General features: G+C 69.6%; 16 protein-coding genes. 7 read left to right on the forward strand and 9 right to left on the reverse strand.

Features of this window, described 5'->3' with window-relative positions:
• Positions 1-32 precede the first annotated feature (32 nt).
• Positions 33-1505 carry an aldehyde dehydrogenase family protein gene (locus tag AXK61_RS23510; protein WP_068574557.1) on the reverse strand — a complete coding sequence of 491 codons (1473 nt, stop codon included), beginning with the start codon at positions 1503-1505 and terminating at the stop codon, positions 33-35.
• 253 nt (positions 1506-1758) lie between these two features.
• On the opposite strand from AXK61_RS23510, the gene AXK61_RS23515 reads away from it, so the two are divergent.
• Both AXK61_RS23515 and AXK61_RS23520 read left to right on the forward strand, forming a co-directional pair.
• On the forward strand, positions 1759-2511 hold the full coding sequence (locus tag AXK61_RS23515; protein WP_068747143.1) for an SDR family NAD(P)-dependent oxidoreductase: 753 nt from the start codon (positions 1759-1761) through the stop codon (positions 2509-2511).
• Positions 2512-2551: 40 nt separating this feature from the next.
• A complete protein-coding gene (locus AXK61_RS23520; protein ID WP_068747144.1) occupies positions 2552-4219 on the forward strand; it encodes a DNA repair helicase XPB in 1668 nt (555 codons plus the stop codon).
• A gap of 9 nt (positions 4220-4228) precedes the next feature.
• On the opposite strand, the gene AXK61_RS23525 is transcribed toward AXK61_RS23520, so the two are convergent.
• Genes AXK61_RS23525 through AXK61_RS23540 form a run of 4 tightly spaced genes read right to left on the reverse strand, consistent with a single transcriptional unit; the run spans position 4229 to position 7764 of the window.
• Positions 4229-5461, reverse strand: a complete 1233-nt coding sequence (locus AXK61_RS23525; RefSeq protein WP_082778188.1) for an HNH endonuclease — start codon at positions 5459-5461, stop codon at positions 4229-4231.
• A 46-nt stretch (positions 5462-5507) separates the two neighbouring features.
• Positions 5508-6884 carry an MFS transporter gene (locus AXK61_RS23530; RefSeq protein WP_068574549.1) on the reverse strand — a complete coding sequence of 459 codons (1377 nt, stop codon included), beginning with the start codon at positions 6882-6884 and terminating at the stop codon, positions 5508-5510.
• Positions 6881-7465: a TetR/AcrR family transcriptional regulator gene (locus tag AXK61_RS23535; RefSeq protein ID WP_414930023.1), complete on the reverse strand. Its 585-nt coding sequence runs from the start codon at positions 7463-7465 to the stop codon at positions 6881-6883. Before AXK61_RS23535 ends, AXK61_RS23530 begins: the two co-directional genes overlap by 4 nt.
• Positions 7466-7491: 26 nt before the next feature.
• A complete protein-coding gene (locus tag AXK61_RS23540; protein WP_156485803.1) occupies positions 7492-7764 on the reverse strand; it encodes a hypothetical protein in 273 nt (90 codons plus the stop codon).
• Between the two features lie 173 nt (positions 7765-7937).
• Here AXK61_RS23540 and AXK61_RS23545 point away from each other — a divergent pair, with 173 nt between their 5' ends.
• A complete protein-coding gene (locus AXK61_RS23545; protein ID WP_068747147.1) occupies positions 7938-8318 on the forward strand; it encodes a hypothetical protein in 381 nt (126 codons plus the stop codon).
• Between the two features lie 128 nt (positions 8319-8446).
• Here the strand turns inward: AXK61_RS23545 and AXK61_RS23550 are convergent, their stop codons facing one another.
• Positions 8447-8845 (reverse strand): GlcG/HbpS family heme-binding protein, encoded by a 399-nt coding sequence (locus AXK61_RS23550; protein WP_068747148.1) that lies wholly within the window; start codon positions 8843-8845, stop codon positions 8447-8449.
• Positions 8838-9614: an SDR family oxidoreductase gene (locus tag AXK61_RS23555; RefSeq protein WP_068747149.1), complete on the reverse strand. Its 777-nt coding sequence runs from the start codon at positions 9612-9614 to the stop codon at positions 8838-8840. Before AXK61_RS23555 ends, AXK61_RS23550 begins: the two co-directional genes overlap by 8 nt.
• A 119-nt stretch (positions 9615-9733) precedes the next feature.
• On the opposite strand from AXK61_RS23555, the gene AXK61_RS23560 reads away from it, so the two are divergent.
• Complete coding sequence (locus AXK61_RS23560; RefSeq protein ID WP_068747150.1) at positions 9734-10294, forward strand: TetR family transcriptional regulator; 561 nt, start codon at positions 9734-9736, stop codon at positions 10292-10294.
• 7 nt (positions 10295-10301) lie between these two features.
• Here AXK61_RS23560 and AXK61_RS23565 read toward each other — a convergent pair whose 3' ends face one another.
• Positions 10302-11612: a phytoene desaturase family protein gene (locus AXK61_RS23565; RefSeq protein WP_068747151.1), complete on the reverse strand. Its 1311-nt coding sequence runs from the start codon at positions 11610-11612 to the stop codon at positions 10302-10304.
• A gap of 38 nt (positions 11613-11650) precedes the next feature.
• On the opposite strand from AXK61_RS23565, the gene AXK61_RS23570 reads away from it, so the two are divergent.
• Positions 11651-12853, forward strand: a complete 1203-nt coding sequence (locus AXK61_RS23570; protein WP_068747152.1) for a pyridoxal phosphate-dependent aminotransferase — start codon at positions 11651-11653, stop codon at positions 12851-12853.
• On the opposite strand, the gene AXK61_RS23575 is transcribed toward AXK61_RS23570, so the two are convergent.
• Positions 12796-13782 carry an LLM class F420-dependent oxidoreductase gene (locus tag AXK61_RS23575; RefSeq protein WP_068574515.1) on the reverse strand — a complete coding sequence of 329 codons (987 nt, stop codon included), beginning with the start codon at positions 13780-13782 and terminating at the stop codon, positions 12796-12798. The genes AXK61_RS23570 and AXK61_RS23575 overlap by 58 nt on opposite strands.
• Positions 13783-13842: 60 nt before the next feature.
• On the opposite strand from AXK61_RS23575, the gene AXK61_RS23580 reads away from it, so the two are divergent.
• Both AXK61_RS23580 and AXK61_RS23585 read left to right on the forward strand, forming a co-directional pair.
• On the forward strand, positions 13843-14436 hold the full coding sequence (locus AXK61_RS23580; protein ID WP_068574514.1) for an alpha-ketoglutarate-dependent dioxygenase AlkB: 594 nt from the start codon (positions 13843-13845) through the stop codon (positions 14434-14436).
• A gap of 36 nt (positions 14437-14472) precedes the next feature.
• The gene (locus AXK61_RS23585; protein WP_068574512.1) at positions 14473-15192 is read left to right on the forward strand and encodes a GntR family transcriptional regulator; all 720 of its coding nucleotides are present in this window, start codon (positions 14473-14475) and stop codon (positions 15190-15192) included.
• Positions 15193-15204: the final 12 nt, after the last annotated feature.

Consider the following 15204-nt stretch of genomic DNA (forward strand, 5'->3'; position numbering starts at 1 on the left):
CTGAACCGCCCACCGCCTCTCTCTCGGCGCCGTTACTGCGGAGCGACTTGTGCGTACAGCTTGGTGTCCTGGAACTCGGCGACGGCGCTCGGACCGCACAGCACGCCGTACCCGCTCTGCTTGAGCCCACCTTCCTCGAACGCCTCATGAATGACGCCCCAGCAGTTCGTCCACACGAACCCGGCCCGCATGTTGCGGGTGACCCGCCGCGCGCGCCACTCATCGGTGGTGAACACGGCGGCACCGAGCCCGAAGGAAGTTCCGTTCGCCATACGAACGGCATCCGCCTCGTCGTCAAAGATCTCGAACGTCTGCACAGGACCGAACAATTCGTCCTGCACGAGCGGAACGTCGAGGCGATCGACCTCGACGAGGCTCGGCTGGTAGAAGGCCCCGCCAGGGCGATCAGCGTCTTCCACGACCCCTCCCCGAACGAGGATCGTGCCGTACTTCGCCGCGTCCTCGACGACGGCGTCCACACGGCGGGCGCTCGCAGCGTCGATCAGCGGTCCGAGATCGCTCGTGGGATCTTCACTCGGTCCCGGACGAAGGCCGCTGAGTGCCTCGACGATCATCGGTCGGAGCTTGTCCGCGATGCTGTGCTGGATGAGAAGTCGGGAACCGGTGAGACAGAACTGGCCGTTCATCAGCGTGCACGCCGCCACGATGTTCTGCATGGCCACATCGAGGTCGGCATCATCGAAAACGATCAGCGGTGTCTTGCCTCCGAGTTCGAGACTGAGCCTTTTCAACGTGTCCGCTCCTGCCTTCGCAATGGCGCGGCCGACATGAGTGCTCCCGGTGTAGCTGATCATGTCGACGTCGGGCGAATCCACGAGCGCCGGCGCTACCGCGTTCCCACCCTCGGTCAGAACACTCACCACTCCAGCAGGAATCTCTGTGGTCTCCGCGATCACCTCGGCGACCAGCGTGTTGGTAAGCGCAGTTTGCCCCGGCATCTTCACCACCATCGTGCACCCCGCTGCGAGGGCGGGTCCGATCGACCGCATGGACAGGATCACCGGTGAATTCCACGGCGTGATGATGCCGATGACACCCATCGCTTCACGCCCGGTCTGGAAGTAGACGCCGGGCGAGACCTCCGACGACCGCCCGCCGTCCAGAACGATCGCGGAGGCCGCTGCGTACCGGAGCCAATCCACCGTCGTGGACACCTCCCACATCGTCTCCCCGATTCGCTTGCCGTTCTCCCTGGAGAGGCTCAGCGCGATCTCCTCGACGCGCCGCTCGAGGTTGTCTGCCAATGCGCTGACGGCCCGCGACCGACGTCGCGCATCGCGCGACCAGTCCGTGTCGTCGAAGGCGCGCCGCGCTGCGGCGATAGCAACGAGGGCGTCAGCCTCTCCCGCGCTGGCATAGGTTCCGATGCTCTGCCCCGTCGAGGGATTGATCGTCTCGAGGCGCTCTCCTTCGTCGCTCCATCGGCCTGCGATGAAGTTGCGGCCGACCGACTGCGTTGCGGAAGTGATCGAGTCGATTGTCATTGGATCTTCACCTTTCACGGCATACGGGCGGTGCTGTGTGCGCCGCCTCCCATCTGGTGTTGGAGCGCCATCGATTCGCCACCGACTGGTGGATATCGCGATGTGACCTGGCACACCCACTGCTCCACCCTGGCTTGAATCAACATGTTTGTCAATAGATCGACATTAGTGTTGACTTTCGTTCGTTCAAGTCCTACCGTTGCCGCAGTCGCCCCACCGGACGGGTGCGGTGACCAGCGAAGGAGCGAAGAAGATGAGTGTTGTCCAAACGCATGAGGGACGGGTCGCGGTGGTAACTGGCGCCGGTCAGGGCTTCGGTCGTGCGATCGCAGTGGAACTCGCCAAGCGCGGTGCAGACATCGCGGTGATCGACCTCAACGAAGCGAGCGAGACAGTGGCTGCGGTAGAGGCCGTTGGACGCCGAGCGATGGCCGTCGAGGCAGACGTCTCGCAACCGGAGTCCGTCGCCGATGCCGGCAACCAGATCCTGACGACATTCCGTTCCGTCGACATCCTGATCAACAACGCGGGTGTGTATCCGTTCCGGGACTTCTTCGACGTCGATTTCGGCTACTGGCGCAAAATCCAGGCGATCAACCTGGACTCGCAGTTCCTCACGGCGCGTGCCTTTGCGCCGTCGATGCGGGACAGCGGGTGGGGACGAATCGTTAATCTCGCGTCCAACTCCCTCGGGCTCGCGGTCCCCTCTCTGTCGCACTACATGGCCAGCAAGGGCGGCGTCGTCGGCTTCACGCGGGGGCTGGCGACCGACCTGGCGCCGTACGGCATCACCGTCAACGCCGTTGCCCCCACTGCGTCACGTACCCCTGGCGGAGAGGCCAACATCGCCGGGGACGTCCTTGACGGTGTCGCATCCATGCAGGCGATCAAGCGCGGGGGCGTTGCCAGCGACATCGTCGGCACCGTCAGCTTCCTCAGCAGCGAAGACTGCGCATTCGTGACCGGGCAGACGATAATGGCCGACGGCGGCCTCGTGCGTCTGTGACGAGGAGCGGAAGTCGCGCCGCACGCGGCACAATGGAGGGATGACCGACGGACCCCTCATCGTCCAGTCCGACAAGACCCTCCTGTTGGAGGTCGACCACGAGCTGGCCGGTGCCGCGCGCGCGGCGATCGCGCCCTTCGCCGAGCTGGAACGCGCGCCCGAGCACGTGCACACCTACCGCGTGACCCCGCTGGCACTGTGGAACGCGCGCGCCGCGGGCCACGACGCGGAGCAGGTCGTCGACGCCCTCGTCAGCTTCTCGCGCTACCCGGTGCCGCAACCGTTGCTGGTGGACGTGGTCGACACCATGAGCCGCTACGGCCGGCTGCAGCTGGTCAAGCATCCAGCGCACGGCCTGACGCTGGTCTCGCTGGACCGGGCCGTCCTCGAGGAGATCCTCCGACACAAGAAGATCGCCCCGATGGTGGGCGCTCGCATCGACGACGACACCGTCGTGGTGCATCCGTCGGAGCGCGGTCACCTCAAGCAGCTGCTGCTCAAGGTCGGGTGGCCCGCGGAGGACCTCGCCGGCTACGTCGACGGCGAATCGCATCCGATCACGCTGGACACGGACTCGACCCCCTGGGAGCTGCGGGACTACCAGAAGACCGCGGCCGATTCGTTCTGGCTGGGCGGCTCCGGCGTCGTCGTGCTCCCCTGTGGCGCGGGCAAGACGATGGTCGGCGCGGCGGCGATGGCCCGAGCACAGGCGACGACGCTCATCCTGGTGACGAACACCGTCGCGGGGCGGCAGTGGAAGCGCGAGCTCCTGGCCCGGACCTCGCTCACGGAGGAGGAGCTCGGCGAGTACTCGGGCGAGAAGAAGGAGATCCGCCCGGTCACCATCGCCACCTACCAGGTGCTCACGCGGAAGTCGAAGGGCGAGTACAAGAACCTCGACCTGTTCGACTCCCGCGATTGGGGCCTGATGATCTACGACGAGGTGCACCTGCTCCCCGCGCCCGTGTTCCGCATGACGGCGGACCTGCAGTCCCGCAGACGTTTGGGACTCACCGCCACGCTGGTGCGCGAGGACGGCCGTGAGGGCGACGTGTTCTCGTTGATCGGCCCGAAGCGCTACGACGCCCCGTGGAAGGACATCGAGGCGCAGGGTTGGATCGCGCCGGCGGACTGCGTCGAGGTGCGGGTGACGCTCACCGAGAACCAACGCATGCAGTACGCGACCGCAGAGGCGGACGAGCGGTACCAGATGTGCTCCACCGCGCACACGAAGATCGCCGTGGTGAAGTCGACCCTGGAGCGACACAAGGGCGCTCCGACGCTCGTGATCGGCGCCTACCTCGATCAGCTGGAGGAATTGGGGCGGGAGCTCGATGCGCCCGTGATCACCGGGTCGGTGAAGAACAAGGAACGCGAGGCGCTGTTCGACAGGTTCCGATCGGGCGAGATCTCGACGCTCGTGGTGAGCAAGGTCGCGAACTTCTCCATCGACCTCCCGGAAGCCTCCGTGGCAGTGCAGGTCTCGGGCACCTTCGGGTCGCGGCAGGAGGAGGCACAGCGTCTCGGCCGACTCCTGCGTCCCAAGGCCGACGGTGGCACGGCCCACTTCTACTCCGTGGTCTCCCGCGACACCCTCGACGCCGATTACGCCGCGCACCGCCAGCGGTTCCTCGCGGAGCAGGGTTACGCCTACCGCATCGTCGACGCCGACGACATCCTCGGCCCCGCCATCGGCGAGGCGAACTGAATCCTCCTCTCAGGCCGCCTGGTTCGGGGCGGTGGATCGGTGGACATGCCCCGTCGGGGTTCGGGTTTCGACGGTGTGCCTCCCTGACGGGTCGTCAACGGTTGCGCTGCGCCAGCCAGGTGCTTCCTTCGCGTAGTTGCACGCCGCGCACAGACCCTGCCCGTTCTCCAAACTCGTCGCTCCACCTTTCGCGTGCGGGGTGACGTGGTCGGTGTGCGCGATCGGTGCGTCGCAGTACGGGGTGCGGCAGTACCGATCCCGCAGGCGGATGACATCGGCGAGGCCGTCGGGGAAGAGCCGCTGCCGCGAGTCCATCGCCACCACCGCCCCGGTCTCCGGCGCTATGAACAAGCGGCGCACCCAGGCGACGCCCTTGGCGGTGGCCTTCCCGATGAGGTCGCGGGCGATCTCCGCAGGCATGACCCCACCACCGTCGAGGTGGGCGGTGCCGGGCTGGTCGCCCAGCAGTACCTCCGCCGAGACGGTGAGGTTGACGGCGACCGGCTGGCCGTCGGCGGCGTCGCGGCCGGTGAGGCGGGCGAACGCGGTGTCGGCCATGAGCTGCGGCCGGGTCCGTAGTTCCTGATCGTGGCCGACGTGGGTGTCGGCGTGGTTGCGGAGTGCGGCGTAGGCGCCGACGGCCTGCGCCATCGGCAGCAACAGGGACAGGCGGGCCATGCCCTCGGGTTGCGGGCGGAGGGTGACGGTGCGGTCCTTCTCCGCCGCCGCATTCCGGTCGACGGTGGCCTGCGCGTCGAGCCGGTAGGCGACCTGTTCGACCTTCGCCGCCAGCTGTTTGAGCCCCAACCCCGTCAGGGTCGCCGGGTCGGCGCAGAGCTCTTCGTCAGCCTGCTGGCGCTCGGAGATGTCCAAATGCGAGAGGCCGGCGAGAAGTGCGGGTATCGCTTCCGGGGAGAGGTCCCCGTTGTAGAGGCGGGCGCGGGTGTGCGGCATGTGCTTCTCCAGTTCCACGGCCCGGGCGACGAACCGGCCGGCGGTGTTCGGGGAGATGTGCAAGGCGAGCGCGACCTCCCCGGCGACGCCCTGCTGCCACCGGTCCTGCGGCACGCCCGCCGCGACCCGCTCGCAGACCCGTTGCCGGAGCAGGTCCGCGGCGAGCGCGTACTGTTCGACCGCCAACCGGCACCGCTGGATTTCACTCGAACGCAACCGGTCCACCACGTCCCCACCAACAGCACCGTCGGGAGGTGGGTCTTCCTCTACTGCAATGTTTTCGTCCATACCAGGACGCTACCCGGAACCACTGACAAGTTTTCGAGATGCGGAGCTAGATCGAATAAATGTCCGGTACGCGACTCCTTCGCCCCGCCGCCAGCACCGCGACACCCAGCAGGGCAGGCACCGTCGACCAGACCGCGACGGTGACGTACCCGCTCTGCGCAGGAAGGAGCGCACCGTCGGGCGTGGCACGCGAGAGGAGGAACCCGGCGAGCGCACTGCCGACGGCGAAGCCGACGGACCGGGCGATCTGGTTGATCGACATGACGCTGGCGGTCTCGGACTGCGGAGTCCCGTCGAGCACGAGGCGCGGCATCATCGCGGACGCCCCGCCGACCCCGAGGCCCAGTACAGCGAGCGCGAGCAGCACCGCCGGGAGGTGGTCCCGCCCGGCGACGAAGACTCCCGCCGCGACGACCACGAGAACCGAAGCCGCAGCGAAGGTCCCGCGCGCGCCGAGCCGATCCGACATGGGCGGCACGAGCCTGCCCGCGACCAAGCCGAGCACCGAGAACGGGATGAGCGCGGCGCCGGCGAACACGCCGGGGAGCGCGAAGCCGTACGCCGCATCGGACGGCACCTGGACGTACCGCGTGAGGTCGCTGAACAACAGGTACATGCCGATCCCGGCGACCAGCATCGCGAGGTTCGCGGCGGCCACGGCCGGTCGCGCGGCGAGCCTGAGGTCCACCAGTGGTGATGCGACGCGCAGCTCGACGGCCACCCACACGCCGAGCACGGCGACGGTGCCGGCAAGGACGCCGAGCGCCATCCCGGGCCGGCTCCACAGCGCGGGTTCCGCGACGAGCAGCAGCACACCGAGGGTTCCCACGCCGAGCAGCAGCGAGCCGGGTACGTCGATCGGCCGGCGCACCCCGGGATCGTCGACGGGGACCGCCCGCCACGCGACGGCGAGGGCGACCAGGGTGATCGCGAGACCGGTTCCGTAGGCCGCACGAAGGCCGAGCAGCTGGTCGACGAGGCTGATCAGCGGGTAGCCCACCCCGATGCCCACCGTCGACGCGACCGACAGCGACGCGATCGTCCCCGCCGCCCGCTCGGGCGCGAGGGCACTGCGCGCCACGCTGATCAGCAGCGGCACCAGTGCAATGCCGACGCCCTGCAGCGCGCGGCCCAGCAGGAGCGCGCCGAACGGCAGCGGCAGCACCGTCAGAACACCGCCGAGCGCGACCAGGCCGAGCGTACCGAGGATCGTTCGACGCCGGAGCGGGCCGGCACCGAGTCGCCCGAGCACGGGCCCGGCGATCGCGCCCGTGAACAGCGTGATCGTCAGGGTCCACTGCGCCGCACCCAGCGACACGCCCTCGGACCGGGCCACGGCGGTGATGAGCGGCGCCCCGACGCTCCCGATCACCGCCGCACAGAGGGCGACGGTGACCAGCGCACCGGACAGCCTCCCGGTCACGTGGACGCCGGCCCGTTGGTCTCGGTCCGCACGTGCTCGAACAGGCCGGGCCGGATGAGGGTCCGGACGCCGTCCGCCCAGGGCGCATCGACCTCGCCGACGCCGAGCGCGGCCCCCGCGTTGAGCAGCATGCCGAAGGCCAGAAAGGTTTTGACGGTGACCGGGTCGAGCCCGGTTCCGTCCGCAGTGGCGTCCCACAGTCGGGCGAAGCAGCCACGGACGACCTCGCGGACCTCGGGGTCGCCGCACGCGGCGAAACCCTGGAGCTGCAGGCGCAGACCGGTGTCGTCCGCGAGGTTCTCGTAGTACTCGCCGCCCATCCGCGCGAGCGCCTCGATCCCGACGGTGCCGCTCCCCACCCGGGCCATCGCGTCGACCAGCCCGCCGAACGCGTCGGTGACGAGTTGTAGGAACAGCGCCTTCTTCGTGCCGAACATCCGGAACACGTAGGCCTGCGTGATGCCCGCCTCCGCGGCGACAGCGTCGATCGACGCACCGTGCAGGCCGTGCGCGCCGAATTCGCGCCCGGCGATCGCCAGCACCTGCGCCCTGCGCTCGGGTCCGCTCATTCGGGTGGCCACTCGAGTAGATTAGTAGTTACTAACTACTAAACACAACCCCTCGGCCGGAGCCGCTCTCCCTCGGGAGCAGACACCGCGGCGTCCAGCGGGCGGCACGGGCACCAGCCGGCGCGGGTCACCGGCGGACGGGCCCGGCCGACGGCGATGCTGCCGTGCAGAGTGCCGTCGGCGCCCCAGTGGAGGATGTCGTGGGTCCAGGGCTCGAGCAGGATGTAGTGCCGCTCGTAGAGCTCGACGTGGGTCCGGCGGAACTCGCCGAATCGCGCCGCCAGCTTCACAAGGAGGTCGTGGAATCGCATGGTCACCCGCCTTTTTCGTCGCATTCGCGGTGTTCCCCACGATCATCTGCGACGGCGGGCGAGAGGTCCAGCGAGTATTTCTACCGCCATCCGGTGGCGCTACTGAACGGTCGCGCCGTGCCCTATCCTGAGCCGGTCCACCCGCGCGGGATTCCCCAGAACGGAGAAGACAGATGAACCACACCACCTCGATCGTCGCCGGAGCCACGGGCGCCGCGATCCTCGCCCTCGTCGTGGGCTGTTCGGAGGCCGAGACGCCCACCGAGCCCTCGGCCCCGTCGTCCATGGTGATCACGGAACCGTCCACCTCGCAGTCTGTTCCGCCGTCACCGGGAACCGTCCACCCGACGAGGACGGTCACCGTCCGACCGACGGGCCGGGCCCCGACCACGATCCCGAAGCCCACGAAATCCACCGGACCGGGCAGCGAGTACGACGTCCCCTGCACCGGAGGCCCCGGCGAGGGCACGATCTGCACCAACCCGAACCACGGCGCCGGCGACGATCCCTACGGAACCCGCACCGTCGCCCCGACTCCGTCGAAGCCGCGCTGACCACGGAGGTGGACCATGTACGACAGGATCGTCACGACGTTTCGAGGCGGTCACTCTCGACCAGGCGCTCATCGCCCGCACCGAGCGGGCTGATCCCTCGACGCCATCCGCGCCCTGTAGACGACGACTCAGGCGATCGCGGCCTCCGCAATGGCGGCGTCCTGCTCGGGGGCGCCGCCCGAAACGCCCAGACCGCCGATCAGTCGGCCGTCGTCGTCGACGATCGGCACACCGCCACCCACCAGAAGCAGACCGCCGGCGTGGATGTGATCGAAATGCAATGCGGGCTGCCCGATCTGGATCGGTGCGGCGAGCCCGGCCGTCGGCGCCTCGAACATCACCGAGGTCCGGGCCTTGGCGACGGCGAGCTCGTTCGACGCGAGCCAGGCCCCGTCGGTGCGGGCGAAGGCCACGAGGTTCGCGCCCTTGTCGAGCACCGCGAAGACGGCCTTGACGCCGGCCTCCCGGCCGGCACGGTCGGCTGCGGCGATGAGCTCCTGGGCGTGCGCGAGAGTGATGTCAGGCATTCTGGGTCCACTCCGTCTCCTGCCACTGCTTCGCGGCATCGATGGTCGCCACCGGCCGCATGGTGCGGTACAGGTGCTCGTCGGCGGGGATGATCTCGACCATGGCGTCGATCATCTCCTGCGGGTCGGCCTGATCCGCGAGGCTGTCGCCCATGTCGGGCATCGGCACGACCGCGGAATCGGCGTCGTACCACTGCACGTAGCTCTCCGCGCCGGTGTCGTTGAAGCCGGTCCCGAAGACGCCGGGGTTGACCGTTGCGACCTGGACGCCGTGCGGCGCGAGCTCCGCCTTCATCGAGCCGGCGATGGCCTCGATGGCGTGCTTCGTCGCGCAATAGGCGCCGACGAAGGGCACAACCAGGATGCCGCCCATCGAGGACGTCCACACCACCTTCCCCGATTTCCGGGCGACCATCTTCGGCACGATCGCCTGCACCAGGGCGAGGTGACCGAAGACGTTGATCTCGAACGACTCCCGGACGCGCGCGAGCGGCACATCGACTATCGAGCCACCCTCCATCACGCCGGCGTTGAGCACCAACACGTCCGGATCGAACGACGAGGCGTGCTTGATATCGATCTCGTCGGTCAGGTTCAGCTTGATCACTTCCAGCCGCACGCCCGCGTCCGTCGCGGCGGCGCGGAGGCTCCGGACCTGCGGCCAGGTCTCCGCGGTGGCGACCACCTCGTGCCCCTGACGCGCCAGCTCAAGGGCCGCGCCGGCACCGAAACCCGAACTGGCCCCGGTGATCAGAATCTTCTTCGGCATCGTCTCTCCTTCGTTCCGCCCGCACTCCGCGAGCGACGCCTTCGAGGATGCAAGATCGCCGACCGTTTGTCAATAACTAGTTAGTTACCTACATACTCGGAGGGCGGTACTCTCCTCCTGTGCCACCCGACGCCACGGAGACGAAGCGGCGGATCCTCGACGCAGCGCGCCGAGAGTTCGCCGAGTTCGGCCTGGCCGGAGCACGTATCGACCGCATCGCCGAGCACGCATCGGCCAACAAGCGCTCGATCTACGTGCACTTCGGTCCGAAGGAGGACCTGTTCGACCTGATCGTCATCGACGCCCTCCGCACGATGGCGGACGCGGTCCGGTTCGACGCCGGCGACCTGCCCGGCTACGCGGGCAGGCTGTACGACCACCTCCTGGCCGAACCCAGCACGCTCCGGCTCTCGACGTGGGCGAACCTCGAACGGCCTTCGAGCACGGACGACGAGGGCACCACCTACTGCAAGAAGGTCGACGAGCTGCGACCCCGCTACGGCGACGCCGCGGTCGATGCGCTCGTGCTCACGCTCGGCCTGGTCACGGCGTGGTTCGCCGCCTCTCCCGCGCTGACCTCCCTCGCACCGTCCGACGACGGCGCCGCGCGTCGATCGATCGTCGTCGCGGCGGTAGCGGCCGCCGTCGCCGCGATGCGATCCACCGGCGCGGCGACGTAGCCGCGGACTACAGCGCCCGGAGCGCGGCCTTCGCCGCGTGCCACCCGACCATCCCGTGCACGCCCGGGCCGGGGGCCGCGGCGGCGGAGCAGAGGTACACCCGATCGGTGAGCCGGTACGGATCGACCAGCTTGGGTCGGCGGACCAGCTGCGCGGGAATCGCAGCGCCGGCGGCGATGTCGCCGCCGACGAGGTTGGCGTTGCCCTCCTGGAGGCCGGCCGGACCCACGGACCGGAGTTCGACGATGCGCTCCCGCACGCCCGGCGCGTGCCGCTCGACCTCGGCGACGACGGACTCGGTGAGGTCGCCGGGGAATCCGTTGGGGCAGTGCACGTACATCGACACGGGCACCAGATCGCCGGCGCAGCGCGACGGGTCCGCCAGGTACTGCTGGGAGAGGATCATCACGGGGCGCTCCGGCATTCTTCCCCGGTTCACCATCAGTTCCTTGGCGGCGATCTCCCGTGCCGTGCCGCCCAGATGGACGAAGGCGGACCGTCGGAGATCCCGGTGCGCCCAGGGGATCCCGCCGTCGACCACGAGGTCGACCTTGAACGCGGCGGCGCCGAACCGCCACTGCCGAGCACGACGCCGCAGCCAGCTCGGGGCGCGCTCCCCCAACAGGTCCCGCGCCGCGGGCACGCCCGTGTCGAGGAGGACGAGGTCGGCGTCCGGTAGCGCGGTCACCCGCTCGCCCGTGCGGATCGTGCCGCCGCGCGCCTGCACGAGTGCGGCCAGCCCGTCGGAGATCTTCTGCGAGCCGCCCAACGGCACCGACCAGGGCCGCACACCCGCCAGGATGTACCCGAGCGAACTCGTGAGGGGCAGATGCTGGGGAACGATGCCGTGCGCGGCGACACCGGCGAAGACGGCGCCGCCGACCCGCCCCAGCGCGGCGGCGGTCACCGCGGCCGGTAGCGCGAAACGCGGCCCCCATCGGGTGGCGAGGACGGGGTGCCGCGACACGTCGGTCATCGGTGCGAAGAAGGCCGCCATCACGTCGGGACCGCAATCCGGCACGTCCGCCAGCGTGCCCACCGCATCGGCCGGGTCTGGCGAGAGCGGGTGCGCCACATCGATCTCCGCCGTGCCCCAGGCGATGTCGAGTGCCACGTCCCGGAGCGCGGGCGAGGCGTACGCGAGGGGATGCCCCGTCGAGAACCGGTCCACCGTGGTCCCCTGCAGCGAATCCGACCGGCAGGCCCCGCCGATCGTGGGCTCGGCCTCCAGCACCGTCACCTCGAGCCCCGCGCGGGCCAGGTACGCGGCAGCGGTGAGCCCGTTGGGGCCGGATCCGACGACGACGGCGGAGGTCATTCCTCCACACTAACCAGCCACGTCAGTAGGCTGCGGGTATGCGCACGGTGCGACGACTGCAGCCCTTCACGTCGACGATCTTCGCGGAGATCTCGGCCCTCGCCGCCGAGACCGGCGCCGTCAACCTGGGGCAGGGATTCCCGGACACGGACGGCCCGGCCGGGATGCTCGCGGCCGCGAAGGCGGCGATCGACGTCGGGATGAACCAGTACCCGCCGGGCGATGGCCTGCCCGAGCTCCGTCGGGCCGTGTCCGCGCAGGTCGAGCGCGAGTACGGCCTGCACTACGACCCGGACGGCGAGGTGCTGGTCACCGTCGGCGCTTCCGAGGGGATCGCCGCCGCCGTGCTGGGCCTGGTCGAACCGGGCCAGGAGGTGATCCTCATCGAGCCCTTCTACGACTCCTACGCCGCGACGGTGGCGATGGCCGGCGCGACCAGGGTCGTGGTGCCGCTCGTCGAGGACGGCGGCCGCTACCGCCTCGATCCGGCGATGCTCCGGGCCGCGGTCACGGACCGGACCGCGGCGATCATCGTCAACTCCCCGCACAACCCCACCGGCACCGTTCTGTCCGACGAGGACCTCCAGCTGATCGCCGACCTGTGCGTCGAGCGGGACCTCCTGTGCTTCACCGACGAGGTCTACGAGTACCTCCTCTTCGACGGCCGGGTGCACCGCCCGCTCGCCGCCTTCGTGGGCATGCGGACACGCACCGTCCGGATCTCGGGCGCCGCCAAGGCTTTCAACGTGACGGGGTGGAAGGTCGGCTGGATCACGGCCCCGCGCGAGCTCGCCGACGCGTGCCGCTCCGCCAAGCAGTGGCTCACCTTCACGGGCGCCACACCGCTGCAGCACGCGGTCGCGCACGCGCTCGACAACGAGTCCTCGTGGCTCGAGAAGCTCTCCCCCGCACTGCAGGACAGCCGCGACCTGCTCACCGCCTCGCTCGTCGATGCGGGGTTCACGGTGCACCCGTCGGAGGGCACGTACTTCGTCGTGGCCGACGCGCGGGCCCTCGGCTTCGACGATGCCGCCGCTCTCGCCCGGGAACTGCCCGGCCGCATCGGCGTGGCCGCGGTGCCGGTGAGCGCGCTCGCCGACGATCAGGCCCGCTGGGGGCACCTCCTGCGCTTCGCGTTCGCCAAGCGCGAGGACGTGCTGGCGGAGGGCGCGCATCGCCTCCGTCAGCTGAAGGCGGGAATCACCTCGCGCTCGAACAGCTCGAGTCCCGATGTGTCGTAGGCGATCTCGGGGAAGTAGCAGATGGCGTAGGTCATCCCCTCCGCCTCGAGACGCTTGAGGTTCGCGACGATCTCGGCGGGCGTGCCCACCCCCGGCATGCCGAGGAAGCTGCCCATGGTGGCGTCGACCGCCGCCTCCGGCGCGTGCTCGAGGAGCCGGTTGCGCGTCTCGTCGAGCCTGGTCTGCACGTCGCGTGCGGCTTCGCCGATCGCGATGTTGTAGTTGGCGGACCGCGTGATGGCGTCGAAGTCGCGGCCCAGGTCGGCGCAGTGCTTCCGCAGCACCTCCGACTTGTGCGCGAACCCCTCGAAGGTCCCGTCGAAGTTGGTGTACTGCGCGTACTGAGCCGCGATCCGCAGCGTCTTCTTCTCGCCGCCACCGGCGACCCACAGCGGGATGCCCCCGTCCTGGAGCGGACGGGGCTCGCAGATGGCACCGTCGACCTGGTAGTACTTCCCGTCCAGGCTGGAGACGCCCTCGGTCCACGCCTGCCGCATGATCTGCACGCCCTCGTCGAGCCGGCCCAGGCGCTCGCCGGCCGGCGGGAAGCCGTAGCCGTAGGCGCGCCATTCGTGCTCGTACCAGCCGCCGCCGATCCCCATCTGCGTGCGGCCGCCGGAGATCAGGTCGACGGTGGCCGCCACCTTCGCCAGGTAGGCGGGGTTGCGATAGCTCATGGCCGTGCACATCTGGCCCAGCTTGACGGTGTTCGTCGTGGCGGCGAGGGCCGCCATGAGCGACCACGCCTCGTGGGTCGCCTCGCGGCTCGGGACCGGCGTGGTGTGGAAGTGGTCGTACACCCACACCGAGTCCCAGGGGCCGGCATCGGCACGCTGGGCGAGGCCGTTCATGACGGACCAGTGGTCCGCCGGGTCGATGCCGACGAGGTCGAAACGCCAGCCTTGCGGGAGGAAGAGTCCGAATCGCACTCCTCAACCCTACGGAGGTCGCGGCGAACATGTCGGTGGGTCGTCGTATCGTCGTGGGCGATGCAGGACTCGCTGTTCGACGACGCCGTACCGCTGGCCCCGCACCGTCGGGACCTGGCCGACGGTGCGTGGCTCGACGTGCGCGCGGACTGGCAGGTCGGGGCCGACGAACTGTTCGAGGCCCTGGGCCGCGACGTGCCGTGGGTCGAGGAGAAGCGCCGCATGTACGAGCGCACGCTGCCCGTGCCCAGGCTGCTGCGCTACTACGACACGGGCGCGGCGCTGCCCCACCCCGAACTGGCCCGCACGCGCGATCGGCTCACCGAGCTGTACTGGGACGATCTGCGCGAGCCCTTCACCTCGGTCGGGCTGTGCCTGTACCGCGACGGCGCGGATTCGGTGGCCTGGCACGGCGACACGATCGGCCGCGGCGCCACCCACGACACGATCGTCGCCATCGTCTCCCTCGGCGCGTCGCGCCCCTTCCTGATGCGGCCGCGCGGCGGCGGCGCCAGCACGAAGCTGTCGATCGGCCACGGCGATCTGCTCGCGATGGGCGGCTCCGCACAGCGCACCTGGGAACACGCGGTGCCGAAGGTCCCGCACGCCGGGCCGCGGATCAGCGTGCAGTTCCGGGTGGCCGGGGTCAGATGACCCACTGGTCATGACCTGGTGTGACAAGATGGGATCATGATCGCGGACGGCCCGATTCCGAAGCACGAGCAGTTGCGATCGCTCCTCGAGAAACGCTGCGCCGACGGCCTCGAGCCGGGCGCCGCGCTCCCCAGCGAGCGGCAGCTGTGCGAGGAGTACGGGGTCTCGCGGATCACGGTGCGTGAGGCGCTGCGCCAGCTCGTCGCCGAGGGCACACTGGTCCGGATCCGCGGCAAGGGCACCTTCGTCGCGGACCGCCCCGCCCGCTCGCAGCTGCACCTCGCCTCGTTCCACGACGACATGCGGCGCCTGGGCCGCTCACCGTCGACGGTGGTGCTGCAGACGGAGCTCCGGATCCCACCCCCGTCGACGACGGCGGCCCTGCAGATCCGCGCCGCGGACAAGGCCTTTCACATCAAACGCCTGCGCCTCGCAGACGGGGTGCCCATCTCGATCGACGACGCGTGGTACCCGCAGGCGGTCGCGCCCGGGATGGACGTGCACGACCTCACGCAGTCGATCTACGACCTGCTGCGCACCGAGTACGGCCACCCCATCGACCGCGCCGAGCAGTCCATCGGGGCCATCTCCGCCGACGGCGAACTCGCCCGTCTGCTCGGGGTACCCTCGGGCGCCCCGATCCTCGCCTTCGATCGCGTCTCGTTCTCCGGGGAGGTCCGGGTCGAGCACAGCTACTCCTGGTACCGCTCCGATCGCTACCAGGTGCAGATGACGGTCACCGAGACCGGCCGCTAGGGCGCGCCAAGC

This window comes from Tsukamurella pseudospumae (assembly GCF_001575205.1).
GTDB lineage: Bacteria > Actinomycetota > Actinomycetes > Mycobacteriales > Mycobacteriaceae > Tsukamurella > Tsukamurella pseudospumae.

Bases quoted from the DNA above. Each gene is read 5' to 3' on its own strand.
- AXK61_RS23550 (WP_068747148.1), bottom strand. From the start codon at position 8,845: ATGCCTGACATCACTCTCGCGCACGCCCAGGAGCTCATCGCCGCAGCC.
- AXK61_RS23520 (WP_068747144.1), top strand. From the start codon at position 2,552: ATGACCGACGGACCCCTCATCGTCCAGTCCGACAAGACCCTCCTGTTG.
- AXK61_RS23555 (WP_068747149.1), bottom strand. From the start codon at position 9,614: ATGCCGAAGAAGATTCTGATCACCGGGGCCAGTTCGGGTTTCGGTGCC.
- AXK61_RS23510 (WP_068574557.1), bottom strand. From the start codon at position 1,505: ATGACAATCGACTCGATCACTTCCGCAACGCAGTCGGTCGGCCGCAAC.
- AXK61_RS23585 (WP_068574512.1), top strand. From the start codon at position 14,473: ATGATCGCGGACGGCCCGATTCCGAAGCACGAGCAGTTGCGATCGCTC.
- AXK61_RS23565 (WP_068747151.1), bottom strand. From the start codon at position 11,612: ATGACCTCCGCCGTCGTCGTCGGATCCGGCCCCAACGGGCTCACCGCT.
- AXK61_RS23580 (WP_068574514.1), top strand. From the start codon at position 13,843: ATGCAGGACTCGCTGTTCGACGACGCCGTACCGCTGGCCCCGCACCGT.
- AXK61_RS23515 (WP_068747143.1), top strand. From the start codon at position 1,759: ATGAGTGTTGTCCAAACGCATGAGGGACGGGTCGCGGTGGTAACTGGC.
- AXK61_RS23540 (WP_156485803.1), bottom strand. From the start codon at position 7,764: ATGCGATTCCACGACCTCCTTGTGAAGCTGGCGGCGCGATTCGGCGAG.
- AXK61_RS23525 (WP_082778188.1), bottom strand. From the start codon at position 5,461: ATGGACGAAAACATTGCAGTAGAGGAAGACCCACCTCCCGACGGTGCT.
- AXK61_RS23545 (WP_068747147.1), top strand. From the start codon at position 7,938: ATGAACCACACCACCTCGATCGTCGCCGGAGCCACGGGCGCCGCGATC.
- AXK61_RS23570 (WP_068747152.1), top strand. From the start codon at position 11,651: ATGCGCACGGTGCGACGACTGCAGCCCTTCACGTCGACGATCTTCGCG.